The organism is Erythrobacter sanguineus (assembly GCF_900143235.1).
GTDB classification, from domain to species: domain Bacteria; phylum Pseudomonadota; class Alphaproteobacteria; order Sphingomonadales; family Sphingomonadaceae; genus Erythrobacter; species Erythrobacter sanguineus.
The window spans coordinates 41,197-64,176 of record NZ_FRDF01000013.1 but is presented as its reverse complement, the minus strand read 5'-3'; the positions used below and the strand labels follow the sequence as shown (position 1 = coordinate 64,176).

Annotated in this window: 21 protein-coding genes and 1 pseudogene; 7 read left to right on the top strand and 15 right to left on the bottom strand. The window is 64.9% G+C overall.

Going from position 1 to position 22,980, the window contains the following annotated elements; genetic code table 11:
- Nucleotides 1-5: 5 nt before the first annotated feature.
- The 3 genes from BUA05_RS11355 (at nt 6) to bchJ (ending at nt 3,110) form a co-directional block, all read left to right on the top strand.
- The gene (locus BUA05_RS11355) at nt 6-566 is read left to right on the top strand and encodes a VOC family protein (protein ID WP_072675130.1); all 561 of its coding nucleotides are present in this window, start codon (nt 6-8) and stop codon (nt 564-566) included.
- A 332-nt stretch (nt 567-898) separates the two neighbouring features.
- Nucleotides 899-2,521: a magnesium-protoporphyrin IX monomethyl ester anaerobic oxidative cyclase gene (gene bchE / locus BUA05_RS11350; RefSeq protein WP_072675129.1), complete on the top strand. Its 1,623-nt coding sequence runs from the start codon at nt 899-901 to the stop codon at nt 2,519-2,521.
- A gap of 1 nt (nt 2,522) precedes the next feature.
- Nucleotides 2,523-3,110 (top strand): bacteriochlorophyll 4-vinyl reductase, encoded by a 588-nt coding sequence (gene bchJ / locus BUA05_RS11345; RefSeq protein ID WP_072675128.1) that lies wholly within the window; start codon nt 2,523-2,525, stop codon nt 3,108-3,110.
- Nucleotides 3,111-3,119: 9 nt separating this feature from the next.
- Here bchJ and BUA05_RS11340 read toward each other — a convergent pair whose 3' ends face one another.
- The 10 genes and pseudogenes from BUA05_RS11340 to aroC form a co-directional block, all read right to left on the bottom strand.
- Nucleotides 3,120-4,064, bottom strand: coding sequence for a hypothetical protein (locus BUA05_RS11340; protein WP_072675127.1), 945 nt, complete (start codon nt 4,062-4,064; stop codon nt 3,120-3,122).
- Between the two features lie 26 nt (nt 4,065-4,090).
- Nucleotides 4,091-4,372 (bottom strand): type II toxin-antitoxin system antitoxin, encoded by a 282-nt coding sequence (locus BUA05_RS15125; protein WP_072675126.1) that lies wholly within the window; start codon nt 4,370-4,372, stop codon nt 4,091-4,093.
- Between the two features lie 7 nt (nt 4,373-4,379).
- A pseudogene (locus tag BUA05_RS11330) lies at nt 4,380-4,694 on the bottom strand (SPFH domain-containing protein); the annotation flags it as partial.
- 56 nt (nt 4,695-4,750) lie between these two features.
- A complete protein-coding gene (locus BUA05_RS11325; RefSeq protein ID WP_072675125.1) occupies nt 4,751-4,975 on the bottom strand; it encodes a hypothetical protein in 225 nt (74 codons plus the stop codon).
- Between the two features lie 139 nt (nt 4,976-5,114).
- Entirely contained in the window at nt 5,115-6,950 is a 1,836-nt protein-coding gene (locus tag BUA05_RS11320) for a gamma-glutamyltransferase family protein (protein WP_072675124.1), read from the bottom strand.
- Nucleotides 6,951-7,256: 306 nt separating this feature from the next.
- The gene (gene katG / locus BUA05_RS11315; protein ID WP_072675123.1) at nt 7,257-9,461 is read right to left on the bottom strand and encodes a catalase/peroxidase HPI; all 2,205 of its coding nucleotides are present in this window, start codon (nt 9,459-9,461) and stop codon (nt 7,257-7,259) included.
- Between the two features lie 333 nt (nt 9,462-9,794).
- Nucleotides 9,795-11,384, bottom strand: a complete 1,590-nt coding sequence (gene ahpF / locus BUA05_RS11310) for an alkyl hydroperoxide reductase subunit F (protein WP_072675122.1) — start codon at nt 11,382-11,384, stop codon at nt 9,795-9,797.
- A 218-nt stretch (nt 11,385-11,602) separates the two neighbouring features.
- The gene (gene ahpC, locus BUA05_RS11305) at nt 11,603-12,169 is read right to left on the bottom strand and encodes an alkyl hydroperoxide reductase subunit C (protein WP_072675121.1); all 567 of its coding nucleotides are present in this window, start codon (nt 12,167-12,169) and stop codon (nt 11,603-11,605) included.
- A gap of 274 nt (nt 12,170-12,443) precedes the next feature.
- Nucleotides 12,444-12,707: a GIY-YIG nuclease family protein gene (locus BUA05_RS11300; protein ID WP_072675120.1), complete on the bottom strand. Its 264-nt coding sequence runs from the start codon at nt 12,705-12,707 to the stop codon at nt 12,444-12,446.
- A 145-nt stretch (nt 12,708-12,852) separates the two neighbouring features.
- Nucleotides 12,853-13,923, bottom strand: a complete 1,071-nt coding sequence (gene aroC / locus BUA05_RS11295) for a chorismate synthase (protein ID WP_072675119.1) — start codon at nt 13,921-13,923, stop codon at nt 12,853-12,855.
- A gap of 291 nt (nt 13,924-14,214) precedes the next feature.
- On the opposite strand from aroC, the gene ruvA reads away from it, so the two are divergent.
- Genes ruvA through ruvB form a run of 4 tightly spaced genes read left to right on the top strand, consistent with a single transcriptional unit; the run spans nt 14,215 to nt 16,675 of the window.
- Nucleotides 14,215-14,832 (top strand): Holliday junction branch migration protein RuvA, encoded by a 618-nt coding sequence (gene ruvA / locus BUA05_RS11290; protein WP_072675118.1) that lies wholly within the window; start codon nt 14,215-14,217, stop codon nt 14,830-14,832.
- Between the two features lie 27 nt (nt 14,833-14,859).
- A complete protein-coding gene (locus tag BUA05_RS11285; RefSeq protein ID WP_072675117.1) occupies nt 14,860-15,417 on the top strand; it encodes a DsrE family protein in 558 nt (185 codons plus the stop codon).
- Nucleotides 15,417-15,644, top strand: coding sequence for a hypothetical protein (locus tag BUA05_RS11280; RefSeq protein WP_072675116.1), 228 nt, complete (start codon nt 15,417-15,419; stop codon nt 15,642-15,644). The genes BUA05_RS11285 and BUA05_RS11280 overlap by 1 nt, the downstream gene beginning before the upstream one ends.
- Complete coding sequence (ruvB, locus tag BUA05_RS11275) at nt 15,641-16,675, top strand: Holliday junction branch migration DNA helicase RuvB (RefSeq protein WP_072675115.1); 1,035 nt, start codon at nt 15,641-15,643, stop codon at nt 16,673-16,675. The genes BUA05_RS11280 and ruvB overlap by 4 nt, the downstream gene beginning before the upstream one ends.
- A 71-nt stretch (nt 16,676-16,746) precedes the next feature.
- Here ruvB and BUA05_RS14810 read toward each other — a convergent pair whose 3' ends face one another.
- From BUA05_RS14810 to BUA05_RS11255, 5 genes are all read right to left on the bottom strand, one after another.
- Nucleotides 16,747-17,004, bottom strand: a complete 258-nt coding sequence (locus tag BUA05_RS14810; RefSeq protein WP_143736640.1) for a hypothetical protein — start codon at nt 17,002-17,004, stop codon at nt 16,747-16,749.
- 279 nt (nt 17,005-17,283) lie between these two features.
- A complete protein-coding gene (locus BUA05_RS14950) occupies nt 17,284-18,534 on the bottom strand; it encodes a hypothetical protein (RefSeq protein WP_245790179.1) in 1,251 nt (416 codons plus the stop codon).
- Nucleotides 18,535-18,651: 117 nt separating this feature from the next.
- Nucleotides 18,652-19,155 (bottom strand): rhodanese-like domain-containing protein, encoded by a 504-nt coding sequence (locus BUA05_RS14390; protein ID WP_084662629.1) that lies wholly within the window; start codon nt 19,153-19,155, stop codon nt 18,652-18,654.
- Between the two features lie 8 nt (nt 19,156-19,163).
- The gene (gene acnA, locus BUA05_RS11260; RefSeq protein ID WP_072675170.1) at nt 19,164-21,836 is read right to left on the bottom strand and encodes an aconitate hydratase AcnA; all 2,673 of its coding nucleotides are present in this window, start codon (nt 21,834-21,836) and stop codon (nt 19,164-19,166) included.
- 131 nt (nt 21,837-21,967) lie between these two features.
- Nucleotides 21,968-22,858 (bottom strand): DMT family transporter, encoded by an 891-nt coding sequence (locus BUA05_RS11255; protein ID WP_072675114.1) that lies wholly within the window; start codon nt 22,856-22,858, stop codon nt 21,968-21,970.
- Between the last annotated feature and the right edge of the window lie 122 nt (nt 22,859-22,980).

Below are 22,980 nucleotides of genomic sequence, written 5' to 3'. Positions count from 1 at the left end.
GGAACATGACCCACCCCGTAAACCTCGCCGGAATCCACCACGCCGCCTATCGCTGCAAGGACGCCAAGGAAACGGTGGAATGGTACGCCCGCGTGCTGGGCATGAGCTACACCACCGCCTTTGCCGAAGATCATGTGCCCTCGACCGGCGAATATGATCCCTACATGCACATCTTCCTCGATGCGGGGAACGGCAACATTCTGGCGTTCTTTGAGCTGCCCAACCAGCCCGACATGGGCCGCGATCCCAACACCCCGCAATGGGTGCAGCATCTGGCGTTGAAGGTGCCTTCGGAAGAGGCACTGCTGGCGGCCAAGGCGCATATCGAGGGCGAGGGCATCGACGTGCTCGGCCCGACCCATCATGGGATTTTCAAGTCGATCTACTTCTTCGATCCCAACGGCCACCGGGTGGAACTGGCCGCCGATATCGGGACGGCGGAGCAATATGAAGAACTCGCCCGCGTCGCCCCGGTGATGCTGGAGGAATGGTCACAAACCAAAAAGGCCCCGCGCCACGCCGACTGGCTGCACGAACTGGCGCGGGCCGAGCACGCGGCGAAGTAAGGGTTGAGGGTTTCTCGCAGAGGCGCAGAGGAAAGAGAGACGCTGAGAAGGTTACGCGGCGAAGCCGAGGGTTTGTTCACGCGAAGACGCGAAGACGCCAAGATCTCGTGCCGGGCCGCGGCCGGGTGCTCCCTCTTTGCGTCTTCGCGTGAGAAAAGATGTGGTGGCGGCTTGCGCGGCATACGCAACCCCTCCGCGCCTCCCTTCTTCTCTGCGCCTCTGCGTGAAACCGATCGAGGCGCTGCCCTTGCCATTCCCTTTTGATCCAGCGCAAAGCGCGCCCGCGCATGATCCCTCATTTTGGGCCATCCAAAGAGGGGGGGAATCGGCCCATGCGTATTCTGTTCGTTCATCCCAATTACCGCTCCGGCGGTGCCGAGATCGCCGGGACATGGCCGCCCGCATGGGTGCCCTATCTGACCGGCCCGCTGCGCCGCGCTGGCTTCAACGACATCCACTTCATCGACGCGATGACCGAAGGCCTTTCGGATGATGATCTGGCCGCGCGCATGGCCGCGCTTCAGCCCGACGTGGTCGGCACCACTGCCATCACGCCCAGCATCTACGCCGCCGAACGGGTGCTGGAAGTCGCCGCGCTCACCGTTCCGCAGGCCGTCCGTGTGCTCGGCGGCATCCATGCGACCTTCATGTACGGGCAAGTGCTCGCCGAAGCCCCGCATATCGACGTGATCGTGCGCGGCGAGGGCGAGGAGATTGCCGTCGAGCTGTTCACCGCCATTGCCGAAGGTCGCTGGATCGCCGACCGGGCGGGCATCAAGGGTCTCGCCTACCGTGATGGCGAGAAAATCATCGCCACCGAAGCCGCGCCGACAATCAAGGACATGGCCTCGATCAAGCCCGATTGGGACATCCTCGACTGGGATCAATACAAATATATCCCATTGGGCACCCGCGTCGCCATCCCCAACCTTGCGCGCGGTTGCCCCTTCACCTGCTCGTTCTGTTCGCAATGGAAGTTCTGGCGCGATTACCGCGTGCGCGACCCGAAAGACGTGGTCGATGAAATTCAGGAACTGCACGAAAAGCACGGCGTCGGCTTCTTCATCCTTGCCGACGAGGAACCCACCATCAACCGCAAGACCTTCATCAAGTTCTGTCAGGAGCTGATTGATCGCGGTCTGCCCGACAAGGTGAAATGGGGCATCAACACCCGCGTCACCGACATCTACCGCGACAAGGAATTGCTCAGCTTCTATCGCAAGGCGGGGCTGGTCCATGTCAGCCTCGGCACCGAAGCAGCCGCGCAGATGAAGCTTGACCGCTTCAACAAGGAAACCAAGGTCGGCGAGAACAAGGAAGCGATCCGGCTGCTGCGCGAGGCCGATATCTTCGTCGAAGCGCAGTTCATCGTCGGGCTGGACAACGAAACCGCCGAAACGCTGGAGGAAACCTACCAGATGGCGTGGGACTGGCAGCCCGATCTCGCCAATTGGGCAATGTACACGCCCTGGCCCTACACCCCGCTGTTCGAGGAGTTGAAGGATCAGGTCGAGGTCCACGATTTCAGCAAGTATAACTTCGTCACCCCGATCATGAAGCCCGCCGCGATGGAGCGCGGAGAACTGCTCAACGGGGTGATGAAGAATTACCGCCGGTTCTACATGCAAAAGGCGCTGCTGCACTATCCGTGGCGCGGCACCGGCTTTAGGCGGCGCTATCTGCTGGGCTGCCTCTATGCCTTCCTCCGGGCGGGCTTCAAGCGGACCTTCTACGATCTGGGCAAGGCCGGATATTGGGGGCCGCAGACATCGAAGAAGGTCGATTTCCACTTCGACGAAAGCCGTGCAGCGGCAGCCGATGCCGCGACCGACTGGGAAACCAATGCCGACAAGGCGGCGCAGGCGCAGGAACGCCGCGAGGCCGTGCGTGCGCAGATGAAGGCGCGTGCGCAGGAGCGCGAGGCGACCCGCGCGAAAGACCGGCTGGAGCTGTGATGTGGGCGGCGCACATGCTGCGGCGCTGATCGGGCCGAACGCCGTGCTGCAAACCGTTGCGGCAATGGAGGAGCATCTGGGCCGTGCCGAGACCCTGGCGATCCTTGCCGATGCGCAGATCGACCGGCTGCCGTCGGGCGAGTCCATGATCCCGGAACTGCACGCGCTGCGGCTCCACCGTTGGCTGGCGCTGCACGATCCGCATGGCAGCTTCACCATTGCTGATGAAGCGGGCAGCCGCACCGCCGATTACATCATCGCCAACCGCATTCCGAAGGCAGCGGCGTGGCTGCTCAGGCACCTGCCCGCCAGCCTTGCCGCACCGCTGCTGATGGCGGCGATCCGCAAGCATGCCTGGACATTCATCGGTGCAGGGGCGTTTGCGCCGCACGGCGCGTGGCGCTTCAGCATTGATCGCACATGCGCGGATGACCCGGTGCAGCCGCCCGACAGCCTGTTCCACTGGTATGCCGCGGTGTTCACCCGGCTCTACCGGTGTCTGATCGCGAAGGATTGCACCTGTCTTGTCCAGATCACCGCGCGCAGCGATCCCTTGGTGCGGCATTACCGGATCGAGCGGGACGGCTGACGGGTGATCCTATTCCTGCCGTTCGGCGCAGGACAGGCCGATTTTGCGCTGTTCCAGATCATAGGTGATGCGCGAACAATGGGCGACCTGATCGCGGCCGATGCGGGTCAGCAGATCAGGCTTGCCCCACCCCTTGCGCCGGGTCACCAGGATCTGCCCTTTTTGGAAGCGCGGATCATTTTCGCCGATCTCGCCAACCTTGTCGGCCCGCCCATAATCCTCCACCCGCACCGCGAATTCATCGATCAGCAGATCGCCCAGTTCCAGCGGGCGCGCGATGCGCATCACTCTGGTGGGCCGTTCGACCGCGAAATCCATCACTGCGGTCGCCTTCGACCCCTTCACGAAGCCGCCTTCAAGATAGGTCGCAATGAAATTGGCGGTCGGCGCGGTGATCAGGTTTTCGGCCCGTGCGGGGACGAAGATCATCATCAGCTTGCGTTTGCTGACCATGATTTCCGCGCCAAGGCGGGTGTTCCTGCCGCCGCCTGCACGGATGAGGGCAAATTGCCGCACCTGTTCCGGCCCGGTGGGCGCGCCCAGTTCGAATGTCACGCGCCGGTGGGGCAGGTGATGTACGCCGATGATGCCGTCGGCCCTGTCCGTTACCGCCCGTTCCGCCCATGTGATGATGGAGGTTGCAGGGCCGGCTCCGAAATCGATCGTCAGCGCGCCGCCCATGCCTGTTACCTGCACCGGGCCGAACATCCAGCCGCGCCGGAACCCGGGGACCAGTTGCAGCCGCTCGGCCAGATCGGGGTTGATGACCGGAGGGCCGAACGCCTCGGCGCTGACTTCGAGGCGGACGGGGACATCGTTCAGCAGCACTTCGATGATGTTGTCACCGCGCAACACAAGCTCTGCGGGCAGCGCCCGAGACGGGGCGGCGCGGGCAGGCGCAGGCGGCAGCAGAACAAGGGCCAGCGCAACCAGAACCAGCAACCGCGCAATCATCAGCAACCTCTTGATACCTTAGGCAATCAGCCTACCGGGTTTGGCATGGCCGGACAAGCCGAGCCCGCGCTGTCCCGGCGCCGGCGCCGCCCGGAGGGTGATCGTGCATCATTGCCGGGCGCGGGCGCGGGCGCGGGCGCAGGGCCAGCAGGCCGTCCGCGTTTCGGCCCCTTGTTGACCGGCACCTTCACGCCGCGCCGCGCCAGCGCCTCGCGCAGCAGCACTTCGATTTCGGCATCGGCGGCGCGCTGGAGCGCATCGTAAAGCGCCGGGTCGAGGCGCAGGGCAAAGGGTTTGCGTGCAGACATCGGACAATCAGTAAAGCGACCCCGCGTTCACCACGGGCTGGGCGTCCTGTTCGCCGCACAGCACCACCATCAGGTTGGACACCATGGCCGCGCGGCGTTCGTCGTCCAGTTCGACCACCTTCTTCTCGGAAAGCTGATTGAGCGCCATTTCGACCATCGAAACTGCGCCTTCGACCAGCTTGGTGCGCGCTGCGATCACCGCCTCGGCCTGCTGACGGCGCAGCATCGCCCCGGCAATTTCGGGGGCATAGGCCAGATGAGTGAGGCCGCATTCGTCAACCGTGATCCCGGCGACCTTCAGCCGTTCGATCAGGGCGGCGCGCTGCGGCAGGGCGGACGGGGTGTCCAGCACGCCAAAGTCGCTTTCGCCGAAGGGCTTCATGCCAGCCCGATCCTGTGCCCGATCCGCCCCGCCGCCGCGCGCCGCCACGCGGTGTGCGGCATGGTGGCGGGATCATGGGCGGGCGGCAGGCGCCGCGCGGCATCGGCCCGCGCAACATGGCCAACCAGCGGTTCACCGGCGAGATAATGGGGCAGCCGCCCCGGCGCTTTCGGACCGGTGGTGGCCAGCCCATGCACCGAAACGGGGTCTATCAGTGCCATTCCTTGCCGCCCGCTTCAGCAAATCCTTACTCTATTTCAGGCCTTGTCGCGGCACGGGTGAAGGCCTCGTTAACGCCCCGAGCTGTGGCCGCGCTGCGACTTTGCCAAGACTGCGGCGAAGCGGCACCACGGCCCCGGATCAATAGCCGCTCGCCTGCCCGTCCTTGCGCATTTCGGTTGCGCCGGTGTAGGCGCCCGTCGCCGGGTCGCGCACAATCGCCTGATAGCCGCCAAAGGGGATGCCGGTGCGCTCCACCTCCACCTTGTGGCCCATTGCGCGCAGGGCCTCCACCGTGGCCGCCGGAACGCCCGGTTCGACCATCAGCGTGCCGAGCATGTCCACCGCTGCGCCATCGGCCGGGCTGCCCGCCAATGCGTCAGTCGGCTTGCGCCCGCCGTCATGCATCAGCCGCGCGGCATCGCCTGCTTCCTGCAGGTTCATGCCGTAATCAACGAGGTTGACGAGCACCTGCACATGGCCTTGCGGCTGCATCCCGCCGCCCATCAGCCCAAAGCTCATCCACGGCTTGCCCTCCTTCGTGATGAAGGCCGGGATAATGGTGTGGAACGGACGCTTGGCAGGCGCATAGGCATTGGGATGCGCGGGATCGAGGCTGAACAATTCCCCGCGGTTCTGGAACATGAAGCCCAACCCGTCCGCCACCAGCCCGCCGCCCATGCCGCGATAATTGGACTGGATCAGGCTGACCATCATCCCGTCCCTGTCGGCGACGGTCAGGTAGGTGGTATCGCCTTCGCCTTCGAGCTTGGGCGCGATCAGCGCGCCGGGGCCGAAGGCAGGCGTGGCGCGCGCGGGATCGATCAGGGCAAAGCGTTCAGCGCCATATTCGTCCGACAGCAATTCTTGCGGAGCGCGGGCGAAATCCGGGTCGGCATAGAAACGCGCGACATCCTCGAAGGCGAGCCGCTTGGCCTCGGTGATGTAATGGATCACCTGGGGCGAGCCGCGCTCCCACTGAGCGAGGTCGACATTTTTCAGGATGTTGACCATCTGCAGCGCCGCGAAGCCTTGCGAGTTGGGCGGCAGTTCGCACAGCGCGTAGCCCTTGCGATAGGGGGCGCAGGCAACATTGACCCATTCGCTGTCATGCGCGGCGAAATCGGCCAGCGTAAAGGCGCTGCCCTGCCGCTGCAGGTAATCGACCATCACCTGTGCGGTTTGCCCGGCGTAGAATTCGTCGCGCCCGTTCTGTGCAATGCGTTCGAGCGTGTTGGCCAGATCGGGGTTGCGGAACATCGTCCCCGGTGCCGGTGCGCCATTGGCGAAATATGTCTGGCGGGCATTGGCAAAATCAAGCGGGCCGCGCGCCAGCTGGCGCTCGTAAAGCGCCAGGCCGCGTGCAAGATACATCGCGATAACGGGCGCGACCGGGTGGCCTTCGCGGGCGTAGCGGATGGCTGGTGCCAGCACGTCGGCCACCGGCAGCTTGCCGAAGCGGGCGTGGAGATCGAACCACGCGTCGACCGTGCCCGGAATGGTCACCGGCAGCGCGCCGATCGAAGGCAGGCCGGTCGCATCGGGGGCGAGCTTTTCGCGCAGTTGTGCCAGCGTCTGTCCGCTGGGCGATCGGCCCGATCCGTTGATGCCGATCAGTTCGCCGGTTGCAGGGTCATGGACGATGGCGAACAGATCGCCGCCGATGCCATTGCCGGTCGGCTCCATCAGCCCGAGCGCGGCGTTGGCGGCAATCGCCGCGTCGACCGCGCTGCCGCCTGCCTTGAGGATGTCGAGCGCGATCTGGGTCGCCAAAGGATGCGCGGTCGCGGCCATGCCGTGCGGGGCGATCACCGGGCTGCGGCTCCACGCGGCGCCGACCGGCCGTGCGCCGGGGCCGATCCCGGCGGTGGCCTCTGGCCTCGTGTCGGCCGGATTGGCGGGGGCGGCGGTTTGCTGTGCGGTAGCGGGGGCGGCCAGCAGCGCTGCGCCGCAAAGTAGCAGGGGGGCAAGCTTCATTTGGGATCCTCTTTCGCGCAAGCCCTGCACCCTAGGCTGCAATCCGCGCCGCGCAAGCCGTGCCGGGCTGCGGCGTCTTCCACGCGGCATGGAAGGTCACTGGCACAAAGATAGGGATGAAGCCGCAGCCGCAGCCGCAGCTTTGTGACGCACGCCGGATCTGAACCCGAAGAGGGGTGAAACAGTAAGCCTCCCGGCATTGCTGCCGGGAGGCTCCTTGCGACCCTGATCGGGGGGGATGATCAGGGCAAGACGTCGCGCGTCGCCGCGCGCCCAAGCCAAAGCGCGTCGCCGCGCGCCCAAGCCTTAATGGTATTGGGCGTAGCTCACATCGAAGCGATCCGCGTTCATCACCTTGTTCCACGCGGAGATGAAGTCGCACACGAATTTGCCCTCGGCGCCGCTTTCGGCATAGACCTCGGCCTGCGCGCGCAGCATCGAGTTGGAACCGAACACCAGATCGGTGCGGGTCGCGCGCCACTTTTCTGCGCCTGTGGCGCGGTCGGTGCCGACATATTCCTCGTCGCCGCTGCCATCCACGGGCACCCACTTGGTCCCCATGTCGAGCAGATTGCGGAAGAAGTCCGTGCTCAGCACGCCCACCTTGTCGGTGAACACCCCGTGCGGACGGTTGCCGCTGTTCGCGCCCAGCACCCGCAGGCCGCCGACCAGCGCGGCCAGTTCCGGGATCGACAGGCCGAGCAGATGCGCCTTGTCGATCAGCATTTCCTCGGTGCGGACGATCGCCTTGGTGCGCAGATAGTTGCGGAAGCCATCGGCAAACGGTTCCAGCGGTTCGAAGCTGGCGGCATCGGTGTGTTCCTCACCCGCGTCGCCGCGCCCGCCCGTGAACGGCACGGTCACGTCGAAGCCAGCATCCTTGGCCGCCTTCTCGATGGCGGCGGAACCCGCCAGCACGATTGCATCGGCCATGCTCAACGAACCGCGATGCTGCCCGATCACGTCCAGCACCCTGGCCAGTTCCGCCGGATCATTGGCGTCCCAGTCCTTTTGCGGGGCAAGCCGCACGCGCGCGCCATTGGCCCCGCCGCGATGGTCGGAATTGCGGTAGGTTCCCGCCGAAGCCCACGCCGCCTTGACCAGTTCGGAGATGCTCAGCCCGCTGCCGAGGATCGCCGTCTTGAAACGCGCCACCTCGGCATCCGAAGGGGTCGTTCCGGCAGGCACCGGATCCTGCCAGATCAGGTCTTCGGCCGGGACTTCGGGGCCGAGGTAACGGATCTTCGGCCCCATGTCGCGGTGGCACAGTTTGAACCACGCTCGCGCAAAGGCATCGTCCAATGCGGCCTGATCGTTCAGGAAACGCTCGGAGATCTTGGCGTATTCCGGATCGCGCTTCAGCGCCATGTCGGCGGTGGTCATCATCGTCGGCACCTTCTTCGAAGGGTCGCGCGCGTCGGGGGCCATGTCTTCTTCGGTCTGGCCGATCGGCTGCCACTGGTTGGCCCCGGCGGGCGATTGCACCAGTTCATAGTCATATTTGAACAGCAGCCGGAAATAGTCGCCGCCCCACTGGGTCGGGTTGTTCGACCACGCGCCCTCGATGCCCGAGGTGGTGATGTTGCCGCGCGCGATCTCCTCCTCGTCATTGAGCCAGCCGAAGCCCATCAGGTGCAGTTCCTCGCTTTCCGGTGCGCCGCCGAAAGTATCGGCCGGATGCGCGCCGTGGGCCTTGCCAAAGGCATGGCCCCCGGCGGTAAGGGCCACGGTTTCCTCGTCATTCATGGCCATCCGGGCAAAGGTTTCGCGCATGTCGCGGGCCATGCCTTCGGGGTCATGCGGGTTGCCCTGCGGCCCTTCGGGATTGACATAGATGAGGCCCATCTGGATCGCGGCCAGCGGGTTTTCCAGCGCCATGCCTTCCTTGGGCTGGATGCGGGTGGCAACGCCTTCATTGACCCACTGTTCTTCGGTGCCCCAGTAGACGCTTTCCGGTTCGAACACGTCGGCGCGGCCGCCGCCAAAGCCGAACACCGGCCCGCCCATCGATTCAATCGCGACATTGCCGGCAAGGATGAACAGGTCCGCCCAGCTGATGTTCTTGCCGTATTTCTGCTTGACCGGCCAAAGCAGCCTGCGCGCCTTGTCGAGATTGCCATTGTCGGGCCACGAATTGAGCGGGGCGAAGCGCTGTTGCCCGCTACCCGCACCGCCGCGCCCGTCACCCGTGCGATAAGTGCCTGCCGCGTGCCATGCCATGCGGATGAAGAACGGGCCGTAGTGCCCATAATCGGCTGGCCACCAGCTCTGGCTATCGGTCATTAGCGCGGTGAGATCGGCCTTCAGCGCATCATAATCGAGCGCATTGAAGGCTTCGGCGTAATCGAAATCCTCGCCGTAAGGGTTGGCGCTGCGTCCGCCCTCGGTCAGGATATCGAGCTGCAATGCCTCGGGCCACCAGTCGCGGTTGGTGCGGCCCAAAAGGTTGCGCATGCCCGCATTGCCGTGGAAGGGGCACCCGCCGCTCATTTCTCCGGTCTTGGCATCCATGATCGTCTCTCCTCTCGCCTGTTATCTGTTCAGACTCGCCCTTGGGTAGAGCCTATGGCGGGAAGATTACGCTTTCAGGATGGTGCGTCCAATCGATTAATGCGCGATGATTGATTGATTGAGACGATTATGTTTCCGCACGCCGTCCGGCGTGCGATATCCTCGGCCCTTGCGGGCCTGCGGGCGGGCGGTCGCCCTTGCGGCCCGCATTCGCGGTCCGAAATCATCAGCAAACGGGCTCCCATGGGAGCCCGCAACGCCGGAGTCGAAGCCGAAGGCGCAGACGTGCGAAGCACACCTGCATGGCCGCCCGCAGTGACGCGCCCTGCGAAACTACGCCGCCTCGGCAATATCCTCGACCGGCTCGTTGCGGATCAGGAAGTCGAAGGCGCCGAGGCCAGCCTTGGCCCCTTCGCCCATCGCCACCACGATCTGCTTGTGCGGCACGGTGGTGCAATCGCCTGCGGCATAAATGCCAGGCAGGTTGGTCGCACCGTGATCGTCGATCACGATTTCGCCGAACTTCGACAATTCGAGGCCCGTTTCGCGCAGCCATTCGGTGTTGGGGACGAGGCCGATCTGCACGAACACGCCTTCGAGCGTGATGCGCCGTTCCTCGCCATTGGCGCGGTTCTTCACCACCAGCCCGTTCACGCGGCTGCCATCGCCCAGCACTTCGGTGGTCTGGCCGTTGGTGATGATTTCGACATTTGGCATGGAACGCAGCTTGCGTTGCAGCACTTCGTCGGCGCGCAGCTTCACGTCGAATTCGATCAGGGTGACGTGGCCGACGATCTTGGCCAAGTCGATTGCCGCTTCGACGCCCGAATTGCCGCCGCCGATCACCGCGATGCGCTTGCCCTTGAACAGCGGGCCGTCGCAGTGCGGGCAATAGGCCACGCCCTTGTTGCGATACTCGGCCTCGCCCGGCACGCCGAGATTGCGCCAGCGCGCGCCGGTCGACAGCACCAGCGAACGGGCGCGCAAGGAAGCGCCGTTGGCCATCACGACCTCGTGATAGCCGCCGATCTCCTTCGCGGGTTTGAGTTCGACCGCGCGGGCCAGATCCATCAGGTCGATATCATATTCGCCCACGTGGCTTTTCAGGCTGTCGGTCAGCTTGGGGCCTTCGGTATAGGGCGTGCCGGGCAGGTTCTCGATGCCCAGCGTGTCCATCAACTGCCCGCCGAACCGTTCCGCCGCGATCCCGGTGCTGAAGCCCTTGCGCGCGGTATAGACCGCCGCCGCCGCACCTGCCGGGCCGCCGCCGACAACCAGCACTTCAAACGCGTCTTTGGCGGACAATTTCTCCGCCGCCCGCTTGTCAGCATTCACATCCAGCTTCGACAGGATTTCGGCCAGTTCCAGCTTGCCGTTGTAGAACGGTTCGCCGTTGAGGAAGGTCGCGGGCACGGCCATGATGTCGCGCCGCTCGACCTCGTCCTGAAACGTGCCGCCTTCGATCAGGGTCGCGGTGATGCGCGGATTTTCCAGCGCCATCAGGGTCAGCGCCTGCACCACGTCGGGGCAGTTGTGACAGCTGAGCGAGAAGAACATCTCGAAATGGAAATCGCCTTCCAGCGCGCGGACCTGTTCGATCAGGTCGGCATCAACCTTGGGCGGATGGCCGCCGGCCCACAGCAGCGCGAGGACGAGGCTGGTGAATTCATGCCCCATCGGCAGGCCCGCAAAGCGCACCCACTTGTTGGCGTCCGAAGCGCGGCGGATGACGAAGCTGGGCTTGCGGTCATCGGTCCCGTCAAACCGGGCGGTGACAAGATCGTGCTGCGCAGCGATCTGTTCGATCAGCGTAGCCGTCTGCCGCGATTTCTCGCATTCGCCAAGCGAGGCGACCAGTTCCACGCCTTCGCGAAGATTGCCGAGATATTGCTTCAGCTGGGCCTGCATGGCGGCGTCGAGCATGATGTCCTCCGGGCGCGGATGATCGCGCGGGAAATGGGAAATTATCGGGGTTCAGGTAACGCGGGACTGGATGCCTCCCGCCCGTTCAAAGGGGGGGGGAAGAGCGGGGGCATCCGGTCCCGGCTACGACCCGAGGGCTGCGTGGCTCCCGGGATTTTACGGCCAGCGCGAAGCTGTGGGGGAAGGGGGGATGCCCCGCGCTGGCCGGTCTTGTAACGTCAGATCTTGCCGACGAGATCGAGCGAAGGGGCCAGCGTATCGCTGCCTTCTTCCCACGCTGCCGGGCAGACCTGACCGGGGTTGGCGCGCACATATTGCGCGGCCTTGATCTTGCGGGTCAGTTCGTTGGCATTGCGGCCCACGCCTTCGCAGGTGATTTCCATGATCTGGATCACACCGTCCGGATCGACCACGAAGGTCGCACGGTCAGCAAGGCCCACGCCTTCACGCAGCACGCCGAACTGGTTCGACAGCACGTGGTTCTGGTCACCCAGGAACGGGAAGGTCAGCTTACCGATCTTGTCCGAAGTGTCGTGCCAGGCCTTGTGGCTGAAGTGGGTGTCGGTCGAGACAGCATAGACTTCAACGCCCATGCTCTGCAGCGTGGCGTACTTTTCGCCCATGTCCTCAAGCTCGGTCGGGCACACGAAGGTGAAATCGGCCGGGTAGAAGAAGAACACCGACCACTTGCCGGCGAGATCTTCGCTGGTGACGTCGAAGAAATCCTTGCCCGCCTGAAACGCGGTCGCCTTGAACGGGGTGAGGGTTGAACCGATGATACCCATGGAGTTTGTCCTTGTGTTGGGGTTGAGAGGATAGGGTTGAGACTGATGCTGCCCAATTAGTGCGTTTTGCGCTGCACAAAAGTTGATTGTTGCGATTGCGAAGATCGGTTTTTTCAATCGTGGGAACGGGAACCGATCGGATTTGGTGTTCAGGGGTGTGCCGGGCTGCGTCTGCTTTTGGGCGCTGGCGACTGATTTCGCTATGGCCGCAAGTGGGTGGGAAGCAGACACCTTGTTTCGCCGTCATCCCAGCGAAAGCTGGGATCGCTGGCGGTCAGTTGATCTGCTCGAAAAGGTCACCCCATTCAGGGTTGCTCTTTTCAATCTGCTCGATCTTCCATGCGCGCTTCCATGCCTTCATCGCCTTTTCTCGGGCGATGGCGGCGGCGGTCTCGGCATGAGGCTCCGCGCAGACCAGTCGGTCAAGGCCATAACGACGGCAGAAGGCAGAGCCTTTGCTTTGCTTGTGTTGCATGATCCGCGCGGGCAGATCGGCGGTGACGCCGATATACAGCACGCCGCCGCGTTTGTTGGTCATGATGTAGACCCTGCCGCCGATTGCCGTGAGCTAGCACGAGGGCGAGAGCGATCCCAGCTTTCGCTGGGATGACGGTAAAGTCCGTTCCGGGGTCGCTAGCCGAACGGCAGCTTTTATCCGCATCATCGCGAAAGCTGCCCTGCCGCTACCCCACTTGCGCGCGGTGCAGCAGTTTGTGATCGGCCAGCACCAGCGCCATCATTGCTTCGACCACGGGCGTGCCGCGAATGCCGACGCAGGGGTCGTGGCGGCCCTTGGTGACCACCTCCACCGCCTGGCCTGCCGAATTGATTGATTCCACCGGGGTGAGGATCGAACTCGTCGGCTTGAACGCGACGCGGCACACCACCGGCTGCCCGGTCGAAATGCCGCCTGCCGTCCCGCCCGCGTGGTTGCTGGCGTAGATTGGCAAGCCATCGGGTCCGGGCCGCATCCGGTCGGCGTTCTGTTCGCCGGTCAGGCGCGCGGCTTCGAAGCCGTCGCCGATTTCCACGCCCTTGACCGCGTTGATCGTCATCATTGCCGCCGCCAGATCGCTGTCGAGCTTGGCATAGATCGGCGCGCCCCAGCCTGCGGGGACGCCGGTGGCAACGCATTCGACGATAGCGCCGAGTGACGATCCGGCCTTGCGCGCCGCATCGACCTTGGCCTCCCACCGCCTGGCGGCGTCGGGGTCGGGGCAGAAGAACGGGTTGTTCGCGATTTCGGCATGGTTAATCCGCGCGGGATCAATCCGGTCGCCGCCCAATTCGCACACATAAGCCACGATGCTGACTTCCGGGATCACCAAGCGCGCCACCGCGCCCGCCGCCACCCGCGCCGCCGTCTCGCGCGCGGAAGATCGCCCGCCGCCGCGATAGTCGCGGATGCCGTATTTGGCGTCATAGGCGTAATCGGCATGGCCGGGGCGGTATTGTTGGGCGATGTCGGAGTAATCTTTCGACCGCTGATCGGTGTTCTCGATCATCAGCGAAATCGGCGTGCCGGTGGTCTTGCCCTCGAAGGTGCCCGACAGGATCCGCACCAGATCATCCTCGCGCCGCTGGGTGGTGAAACGGCTGGTGCCGGGCTTCCTCGCATCCATGAAGGGCTGGATATACTCCTCGCTGATCGTCAGCCCCGGCGGGCAGCCATCCACCACCGCGCCCAGCGCAGGTCCATGACTTTCGCCCCAAGTGGTAAAGCGCAGCACGCGCCCGAAGGTGTTCCAGCTCATGCCGTTTCCCTTACCGCAAAAGCGCCGCGTGTCGAGCAGGCGTGGATTTCCTACTTGATCCGACCCGGGTAAAACCGGCGGCATGATCCGCGATGCACGCTGCCCCCGTCCGCCCGTTTTGCAAGCCGCGTGGCCGGGGCCGGCTTTTCCTCCCTGAACAGTGTCTCATGTGTCTCCAACACGCCCGCCAGCCAGTTGCGGACAGGGCGCAGAGCCGCACTGGCGTTCGCGGCCGCGATGGGGCAAGACTGCCGCGCTCAAGGTGCAAAGCGGTAGCGCGGGCTGGAACTCATGATTGCAAAGCTATCCGGCAGGCTGGATGCCACGGGCGAAGACTGGGCCATTATCGACGTGGGCGGGGTGGGTTACCTCGTCCATGCCTCGCGCCGGACGTTGGCGGCGCTGGGCGAGGTGGGCGAGGCCTGCACCATCCACACCGAATTGCAGGTGAGCGAGAACGACATGCGCCTGCTGGGGTTTGCCGAAGGGGCCGAACGCGACTGGTTCCGGCTGCTGACAGCGGTGCAGGGCGTGGGCAGCAAGGTTGCCCTCGCGATCCTCTCGGCCCTGTCGACCGGCGAGTTGCGCGATGCCTGCGGGCGGGTCGATGCGGCAATGGTGGCGCGGGCCAATGGCGTCGGGCCGAAGCTGGCGGGCCGGATCGTGAACGAGTTGAAGGACAAGGCGGGCACGATGCCGGGCGGCGGGCCGGGAGGCAATGGCGCTTTCGGAGGCGGCCCGGCCGCGCCAGTCGCCCTCGCCAGCGCCGATGCGGTGAGCGCGCTCGAAAACCTCGGCTTCAAGCCCGCCGTCGCCGCGCAGGCCGTCGCCCGCGCACAGGCCGAACTGGGCGAAGGCGCGAGCGAGGGCGACCTGATCCGAGTGGCGCTGAAGAAGGCGGCGGGTTAGGATCTGGGCAGGACAGGAGGAAATCTGATGCGTATTGCAATGACACTCACCTTTGCCGGGGCCTTTGCGCTCGCCGCCACCCCGCTGGCCGCGCAGGATATGAGCGCGTTCAAATCCGGCCCGGTGCTGGAGGAGTTCGGCGCGCACGCTCCGGTGCCGGGGGTGGAGCAACTGCCCGCCGATAGCACCTTTGCCATCGCCTTCGATGTCTCGACCCCGGCTGCGGAAGGCAGCACCAATCGCGGCTTCGACAGCGTCGCGCGGTTCCTCAACATGCATGTCGCCCACGGCGTGCCGCAGGAGAACATCCGGCTGGTGGTGGTGGTCCACGGCAAGGCCGCGCTCGAACTGCTGACCGATAAAGCCCACGCCGCCAACCCGCTTTCGCGGCAGGGTGACAACCCCTCTGCCAAGCTGGTGGAGGCGCTGCTGGCCGAGGACGTGCGCCTCATCCTGTGCGGCCAGAGCGCGGCGGCTTACGGTATCGCGCCCGATGATCTGATTCCCGGCGTGGAAATGGCGCTGTCCGCCATGACGGCCCACGCGCTGTTGCAGAGCAACGGCTTTACGGTGAACCCGTTTTGATGGGGCAGCCGCGCCGTGATCCCCTCCCGCCGCCATTTGACAAGTCCTACCCGGCGTGGCTGCTGCCGGTGCTTGGCGGGATACTGATGCTGATTGCGGTGCTGGGCATGACATGCGCGATCAAGTTTGCAGGGCAGGAAGACTGCGAGGCAAAAGGTGGCCGGTTTGCAGCGGGGCCGGGCGCTGCGAAGACGTGCATTTTTCCGGATGATGAAGAACCATCATGACCACCCCTGACCCCCTCCATACCCCGTCCCGCCAACCCGGCGACCCGGACGCAGCCCTGCGTCCGCGCCGTCTTGCCGAATTCGTCGGGCAGGAAGCCGCCAAGGGGAACCTTGCCGTCTTCATCGCCGCCGCGCGCGCGCGCGGCGAAGCGATGGATCATACGCTGTTCTTCGGTCCCCCCGGCCTTGGCAAGACCACGCTGGCGCAGATCATTGCAGGCGAGCTTGGCGTCGGTTTCCGCGCCACCTCTGGCCCCGTCATCGCCAAGGCGGGCGATCTTGCCGCGCTGCTCACCAATCTCGAACCGCATGACGTGCTGTTCATCGACGAGATTCACCGCCTTTCCCCGGTTGTCGAGGAGGTGCTTTATCCGGCGATGGAGGACCGCGCGCTCGATCTGATCATTGGCGAGGGGCCGAGCGCCCGCAGCGTGCGGATCGACCTGCCGCCCTTCACCCTGATCGGCGCGACCACCCGGCAGGGGCTGCTGACCACGCCGCTGCGTGATCGGTTCGGCATCCCGGTCCGCCTCAATTTCTACAGCCATGACGAGCTGGAACGCGTCGTCACTCGCGCCGCCGGGCTGCTCGGCCTCGCGATCCAGCCCGATGGCGCGCACGAAATCGCCCGCCGGTCGCGCGGCACGCCCCGCGTGGCCGGACGGCTGCTGCGCCGCGTGCGCGACTTTGCCGATGTCGCCGGTGCCGCCAGCGTCACCCGCCATGTGGCGGACGAGGCGCTGACCCGGCTGGAGATCGACCGGCTGGGCCTCGACGCGATGGATCGCCGCTATCTCACCATGATCGCCACCACCTACAAAGGCGGGCCGGTGGGGATCGAGACGCTGGCGGCGGGGCTGGCTGAACCGCGCGACACGGTAGAGGACGTGGTCGAGCCCTATCTGATCCAGCTCGGCCTGATCGCCCGCACCGCGCGCGGGCGGATGCTGAATGATGCGGGATGGGCGCATCTGGAGCTGAGCCCGCCCAGAGAATCACCCCCGAGCCAGTCCGGGCTGTTCGAAGATTGAGTCTGCGCGCCGGTGTTAACCTTGTGGCTAACGCGACCCCTGTTTTCGGTGCCAGATCGGGACAGCGCCTCTCAAATCTCGCGATTCCGGCCAGATTTGCGCGCTCTGGCGGCCTTGCCGATGGTTAAGCCGATTGCCCTGCAGGACTTTATCCCATCAGATGGAGGCTGGATCAGGTGAAGTTGCGGGCAGTCCGCGGCCAGCCACCACAGGCAAACAAGGTTACCGTCTATGTCGCTCAAGATGGCCATCGCGAAGCTTTCCGCCGCAGCAGCGGGCGTGGCGTTGTTGCAGGGCGGTGCGGTGCGCGTGGCCGAGCCGATGAACACCGACGCACCCGATTACTCCACCAATATCGACGGGAAGCTGATCGCGGTCGATCCGGACAGCGGCGCGCGCTATATCAAGTCGCGCGAGCGTGTGGTGCCGTTGCCCGAGCAGCGTCGCCGCCGGATTGTCGAGCGTACGATCGAATGCCAGCCGGTAGCTCCGGGCGGCGCGCCGAGCATGCCTGCGGGCGCGGTGCAGGCCTATTTCGACCCCAATGAATGCCCGCCGATCGCGCAGGTGGCCTACATGCCCGCGCCGCTGCCCCCGCTCCCCCCGATTCAGGGCGGCGGCGGCTTCGGGGCTGCGCCGATCATCGGCGGCGGGCTGGGCTTTGGCGGCGGTTTCGGCGGTGGGTTCTTCGGCGGCGGCTTCTTTGGCGGCGGGGGCGGCTCGTCTTCGGGCGATGTGTCGGTCTCGACCACCACCTCGACTTCGGGCGGCTCGACTTCGGGCGGCTCGACTTCGGGGGGATCTTCCTCGGGCGATGTCAGCTCGACTTCGGGCGGCACCACGTCCGGCAGCAGCGGGATCGTGATCGATATCAACATCGACAATTCCACGTCGACCACCTCGTCCTCGGGCCAGATCAGTTCCTCGACCGGCCAGGTTTCGACGTCGACGTCCACCGGCGGGGTTTCGAGCAGCACCGGGGCGGTTTCGAGCACCAGTTCGACGACTTCGGGCAATGTCTCGAGCTCGACCGGGTCGGTATCGTCGAGCACCGGCGAAGTTTCGAGTTCATCCGGCAATGTTTCCAGCAGCTCGGGGAACGTGTCGAGTTCCTCCGGCAATGTGTCGAGCAGCTCCGGCAACGTATCGAGTTCCTCGGGCAACGTATCGAGTTCATCGGGGAACGTTTCGAGTTCCTCGGGTGACGTCTCGAGCAGCTCGGGCAATGTGAGTTCTTCGACCGGCGCTGTGTCGAGTTCTGGCTCTTCGTCATCATCTTCCTCTTCGAGCTCGTCTTCGTCCTCGTCCTCGTCCAGTTCCTCGGGCGGGGGTGATGGCAGTTCGGGCAGTTCGGGTGGGTCGAGCAGCAGCGGTGGTTCGTCCAGCAGCGGCGGCTCGTCCAGTTCCTCTTCCAGCTCCAGTTCGTCGTCTTCGTCGAGCTCCTCGGGTGGCAGCACCACCAGCGGCGGCACGAGTGGCCATCCCGGCACCACCACCACATCGGGCGGTTCGGGCGGCAGTTCCTCGTCGTCGTCCTCCTCCTCCTCAAGCAGCAGTTCATCCTCATCCTCGGGCGGTGCGACCAGCGGCGGCAGTACGTCCGGCGACATGACCAGCAGCACCAGCAGCTCGTCTTCGTCTTCGTCCTCATCGAGCAGCTCGTCCTCGACAGGCACCTCGACCGGCAGCAGTGGCTCGTCGGGCAGCTCATCGAGCAGCAGCAGCGGTTCCTCGTCCTCGTCGAGCGGCAGCAGCAGTTCGTCGTCGAGCAGCAGCACCAGCGGCGGCACCGAAGTGCCGGCCCCGCCGATGATGGTGCTGTTCGGGCTGGCCGCCGCAGCAATCCTGAGAAGGCGCAAGCTGCGCCCGTCACAGGACGCGTAAGCGCGCGGCGCAGCACACTTGTGCGGTAAACAGAAAGGGCGGCTCCGGGGGGAGCCGCCCTTTTGTTGCAGGGGGAATGGAACGCAGCAGCGCTATTCGAGCGGCCGGCCCGCCTCTTCCCAGGCGAGGATGCCGCCGGCCAGATGCTCCACCGGCTTGCCGGTCGCCTCGGCCAGCTTCGCGCCCGCCATCGCCGAACGCTTGCCCGAGCGGCAGTAGAGCACCACTTCGCGCCCGTCCGCCGGGCCGAACGCTTGCGGGTCAAAGCGATCCAGCGCGATATGTTCGGCACCGGGGATCATGCCCTCGGCGATCTCTTCATCGGTGCGCACGTCGATCAGACGGATGTTGCCCGCCGCCAGCCGCGCCGCCAGTTCTTCCGGCGTCACGTCGATCATCGGGCCGGGCGCGCGGGCCTGCGGCACGGTGGCCGCGGCGTCATCGGCCAATCCTGCCCCGGCCCCGGCAAAGGCCAGTTCAAAGCCGAGCGGCGCCGAGGGCGCGTCCCGCTTGCCATCCTTGCGCGAACCGCCGCTGCAGGCAGACAGTGCTAGCAGGGCCGAAGCGGCAAACAGGGCGGCGCGGGACGCTTTCATCCTCTCGCTTATGCCGCAAGCTTGCGCAAAACGTAATGGAGAATGCCGCCGTGGCGGTAATATTCCATTTCATTTGCGGTATCTATGCGACACAGCGCGGTGAAGCTGAAGCTCGTTCCGTCGGCGCGGGTGACTTCCACGGTGATGTCCTGACCCGGCACCAGATCGGCAAGGCCGCGCATCGAGAAGGTGTCATCCGCCGTCAGGCCGAGCGTCTCGCGGGTGTCGCCATCCTTGAACTGCAAGGGCAGCACGCCCATGCCGACGAGGTTGGAGCGGTGGATGCGTTCAAAGCTTTCGACGATCACCATACGCACGCCAAGCAGGATCGTGCCCTTGGCCGCCCAGTCGCGGCTACTGCCAGTGCCATATTCCTTGCCGCCGATCACCACCAGCGGCGTGCCGTCTTCCTTGTGGCGCATGGCTGCGTCGTAGATCGGCATGGTCTCACCGCCATAGGTCGAAAAACCGCCTTCGACGCCGGGGACCATCTCGTTCTTGATGCGGATATTGGCGAAGGTGCCGCGCATCATCACTTCGTGGTGGCCGCGGCGCGAGCCGTAGGAGTTGAAGTCCTTCTTGGCGACCTGGTTGGCCATCAGAAACTTGCCGCCGGGGCTGTCTTCCTTGATCGAACCGGCCGGGCTGATGTGGTCGGTGGTGACCGAATCGCCGAGGATCGCCAGCGGCTTGGCATCGACGATGTCCATGATCGGCGCGGGCGTCATGGTCATGCCGTCAAAATAGGGCGGGTTGGCGACGTAGGTGCTGCCTGCGCGCCACTGATAGGTGTCGGACGGTTCCACCGTGATCGCCTGCCAGTGCTCGTCCCCGTCATAGACATTGGCATAGCGGCTGACGAACATCGAACGGTCGATATTGGCGGCGCGGTTTTCCGCGATCTCGGCGTTGGTCGGCCACAGATCGGCGAGCATCACCGGCTTGCCATTCTGATCGTGGCCGATCGGGGTGGTGGTGATGTCTTCGGTGACGGTGCCCTTCAGCGCATAGGCCACCACCAGCGGCGGCGAGGCGAGGAAGTTGGCGCGCACATCGGGCGACACGCGGCCTTCGAAATTGCGGTTGCCCGACAGAACCGAAGCAGCAACGATGTCATTGCCGTTGATCGCGGCGCTGATCGGCGGGGCGAGCGGGCCGGAATTGCCGATGCAGGTGGTGCAGCCATAGCCGACCAGATCGAAGCCGATCGCGTCGAGGTGATGTTGCAGGCCCGACTTCACCAGATAGTCCGTGACCACCTGTGATCCGGGAGCGAGCGAGGTCTTGACCCACGGTTTTGGCTTCAAGCCCTTTTCGTTGGCTTTCTTGGCGACGAGGCCGGCAGCAATCAGCACATCGGGGTTGGAGGTGTTGGTGCAGCTGGTGATGGCCGCGATCACCACATCGCCATCGCCGATATCGTGGCTCTTGCCGTCCACTGCCACCCGGGCCGGGCCGCTCTTGCCGTAGACCTTCGACAGGTCGCCGTTGAACAGTTCGTCCACCTCTTGCAGGATCACCTTGTCCTGCGGGCGCTTGGGCCCGGCAAGGCTGGGGACGACCGCGGCCATGTCGAGGCTGAGCGTCTTGGTGAAGACCGGCACATTGGCCGGATCGAACCACATGCCTTGCGCCTTGGCATAGGCCTCAACCAGCGCGATGTTCTCTTCGCTGCGGCCGGTCAGGCGCAGATATTCGATGGTCTTGTCGTCGATCCCGAAGAAACCGCAGGTCGCGCCATATTCGGGCGCCATGTTGGCGATGGTGGCGCGGTCGGCGAGCGTGAGGTTGGCGACGCCCGGCCCGTAGAATTCCACAAACCGCCCGACCACGCCGACTTCGCGCAGCATCTGCACGCAGGTCAACACCAGATCGGTGGCGGTCACGCCTTCGGCCATCGCGCCTTCGAGGTAGAAGCCGACGACTTCGGGGATCAGCATCGACACCGGCTGGCCGAGCATTGCGGCCTCCGCCTCGATCCCGCCGACGCCCCAGCCCAGCACGCCTAGGCCGTTGATCATGGTGGTGTGGCTATCAGTGCCGACGCAGGTATCGGGATAGGCGACCATCACCCCGTCCGGCCCTTCGGATGACCACACGGCCTGTGCGATATGTTCAAGATTGACCTGGTGGCAGATGCCGGTGCCCGGCGGCACGGCGGAGAAGTTCTGGAAGCTCTTGGAACCCCACTTCAGGAAGTCGTAACGCTCGGCATTGCGCTCATATTCGAGCGCCATATTGGCTTCCATCGCCTTGGGGTGGCCGAATTCGTCGACCATCACGGAATGGTCGATCACCAGGTTGACCGGCACCAGCGGGTTGATCTTGGCGGTATCGCCGCCCAGTTTCTTGATCGCATCGCGCATCGCGGCCAGATCGACCACGCAGGGCACGCCGGTGAAATCCTGCAACAGCACGCGCGCCGGGCGGTACTGGATTTCGTCACCCGTGACAGGATTGTCCTGCCAATCGACAATCGCCTGAATATGCTCGCGCCCGACAGTGAAGCCTTCATCTTCAAAGCGCAGCAGGTTTTCCAGCAGCACCTTCATCGAGATTGGCAGGCGCGAAACATCGCCCAACTGCTCGGCGGCCTTGGCCAGCGAGTAATAGGCATATTCCTTGCCGTTCACCGAGAGGGTCTGACGGGTTGCGAGCGTATCCTTGCCGATGTCGGTCATGGGGCGTTTTTCCATCCTTTTGTCTGTCCCGCACCCCGATCCGAAAAAAGGCGCGGTTTTCGGGCGCGCACTGCGCTTTCAGGCGCGTCAGGTCAAGGGGGCGAAGGGACATCGCCCTTGCCGAAATGGTCTTAGGCGGGCAGGTTTTCAGGCATGGGATCGCGGCGGGTGACCAGCCAGCACCCGGCGACAATCAGCATCGTGCCAGCCAGCGTCGGCACGGTCACGCTTTCGCGGAAGAACAGCCAGCCCAGCACGCTCGCCCAGACGAAGCCCGAATATTCGATCGGCACCAGCGCCTGTGCTTCCTCGCGGGCATAGGCCCAGGCAATCGCCATTGATCCCGCCACCGTGAGCGCCGCCGCGGCCACCAGCGGCATCAGGGCATGGCCGTTTGGCGGCAGCCACAGGATCGGCGCGGCAAGCAGCAGCACCGCGCCGCCGATTCCGCTGTGGAAGGTCGCGATCTCGACGGGGCCGGCGAGCTGTGATTGCCGGCGGATGACGATGAAATTATAGGCATAAAGCACCGCCGAAAACAGCATCGCGGCAAGGCCGAGGGCGGCGTCCCGATCAAACGCGCCCGCGCCGATCCGTCCGCCGACGATCACCAGCGTCCCCGCAAAACCCAGAATGCTGGCCAGCACCGCCTTGCGCGCGATGGTTTCTCCCAACAGCACGCGGGCGAGGTAAAGTGCCAGCAGCGGCGCGATGAAGCTCAATGCGATCGCCTCGGCCAGCGGCAGGCGGGTGAGCGCGAAGAAGAAGCTGAGCGCCATGAAGGCGGACACCACGCCGCGTTCGAGGTGCAGTTTCATGACCCTTCGCGATGGCCATGCCGGGCCGCGCGCAAGCCAGAAGGGCGCAATGATGCTGGCCCCGATCAGCGCGCGCAGCACCGTGGCGGTATAGGCGCCGATCATCAGCGCGGCCTCTTTCATGAAGGCATCCATCAGCGACAGGAAACCGACCCCGGCAAAGGCGGCAAGAAACGGCAGGAGCGGATGGGTGCGCGGCGGCATGGCGCAAGCCCCATAAGCGCAAGGGCGCGCAAGGTCACGTGTCCTTGTGCCGTGCCTGTTCACGCGCACGCAAGCCAAGATAGTTGATAGGAACCGCAAGTCTCGCGTATGATAGCCGCGGA

What these genes read in the sequence shown, in the direction of transcription:
- BUA05_RS11355 (WP_072675130.1), top strand. Translation starts at nt 6, where the DNA reads ATGACCCACCCCGTAAACCTCGCCGGAATCCACCACGCCGCCTATCGC.
- bchE (WP_072675129.1), top strand. Translation starts at nt 899, where the DNA reads ATGCGTATTCTGTTCGTTCATCCCAATTACCGCTCCGGCGGTGCCGAG.
- BUA05_RS11340 (WP_072675127.1), bottom strand. Translation starts at nt 4,064, where the DNA reads ATGATTGCGCGGTTGCTGGTTCTGGTTGCGCTGGCCCTTGTTCTGCTG.
- BUA05_RS15125 (WP_072675126.1), bottom strand. Translation starts at nt 4,372, where the DNA reads ATGTCTGCACGCAAACCCTTTGCCCTGCGCCTCGACCCGGCGCTTTAC.
- BUA05_RS11325 (WP_072675125.1), bottom strand. Translation starts at nt 4,975, where the DNA reads ATGGCACTGATAGACCCCGTTTCGGTGCATGGGCTGGCCACCACCGGT.
- BUA05_RS11320 (WP_072675124.1), bottom strand. Translation starts at nt 6,950, where the DNA reads ATGAAGCTTGCCCCCCTGCTACTTTGCGGCGCAGCGCTGCTGGCCGCC.
- katG (WP_072675123.1), bottom strand. Translation starts at nt 9,461, where the DNA reads ATGGATGCCAAGACCGGAGAAATGAGCGGCGGGTGCCCCTTCCACGGC.
- ahpF (WP_072675122.1), bottom strand. Translation starts at nt 11,384, where the DNA reads ATGCTCGACGCCGCCATGCAGGCCCAGCTGAAGCAATATCTCGGCAAT.
- ahpC (WP_072675121.1), bottom strand. Translation starts at nt 12,169, where the DNA reads ATGGGTATCATCGGTTCAACCCTCACCCCGTTCAAGGCGACCGCGTTT.
- BUA05_RS11300 (WP_072675120.1), bottom strand. Translation starts at nt 12,707, where the DNA reads ATGACCAACAAACGCGGCGGCGTGCTGTATATCGGCGTCACCGCCGAT.
- aroC (WP_072675119.1), bottom strand. Translation starts at nt 13,923, where the DNA reads ATGAGCTGGAACACCTTCGGGCGCGTGCTGCGCTTTACCACTTGGGGC.
- ruvA (WP_072675118.1), top strand. Translation starts at nt 14,215, where the DNA reads ATGATTGCAAAGCTATCCGGCAGGCTGGATGCCACGGGCGAAGACTGG.
- BUA05_RS11285 (WP_072675117.1), top strand. Translation starts at nt 14,860, where the DNA reads ATGCGTATTGCAATGACACTCACCTTTGCCGGGGCCTTTGCGCTCGCC.
- BUA05_RS11280 (WP_072675116.1), top strand. Translation starts at nt 15,417, where the DNA reads ATGGGGCAGCCGCGCCGTGATCCCCTCCCGCCGCCATTTGACAAGTCC.
- ruvB (WP_072675115.1), top strand. Translation starts at nt 15,641, where the DNA reads ATGACCACCCCTGACCCCCTCCATACCCCGTCCCGCCAACCCGGCGAC.
- BUA05_RS14390 (WP_084662629.1), bottom strand. Translation starts at nt 19,155, where the DNA reads ATGAAAGCGTCCCGCGCCGCCCTGTTTGCCGCTTCGGCCCTGCTAGCA.
- acnA (WP_072675170.1), bottom strand. Translation starts at nt 21,836, where the DNA reads ATGACCGACATCGGCAAGGATACGCTCGCAACCCGTCAGACCCTCTCG.
- BUA05_RS11255 (WP_072675114.1), bottom strand. Translation starts at nt 22,858, where the DNA reads ATGCCGCCGCGCACCCATCCGCTCCTGCCGTTTCTTGCCGCCTTTGCC.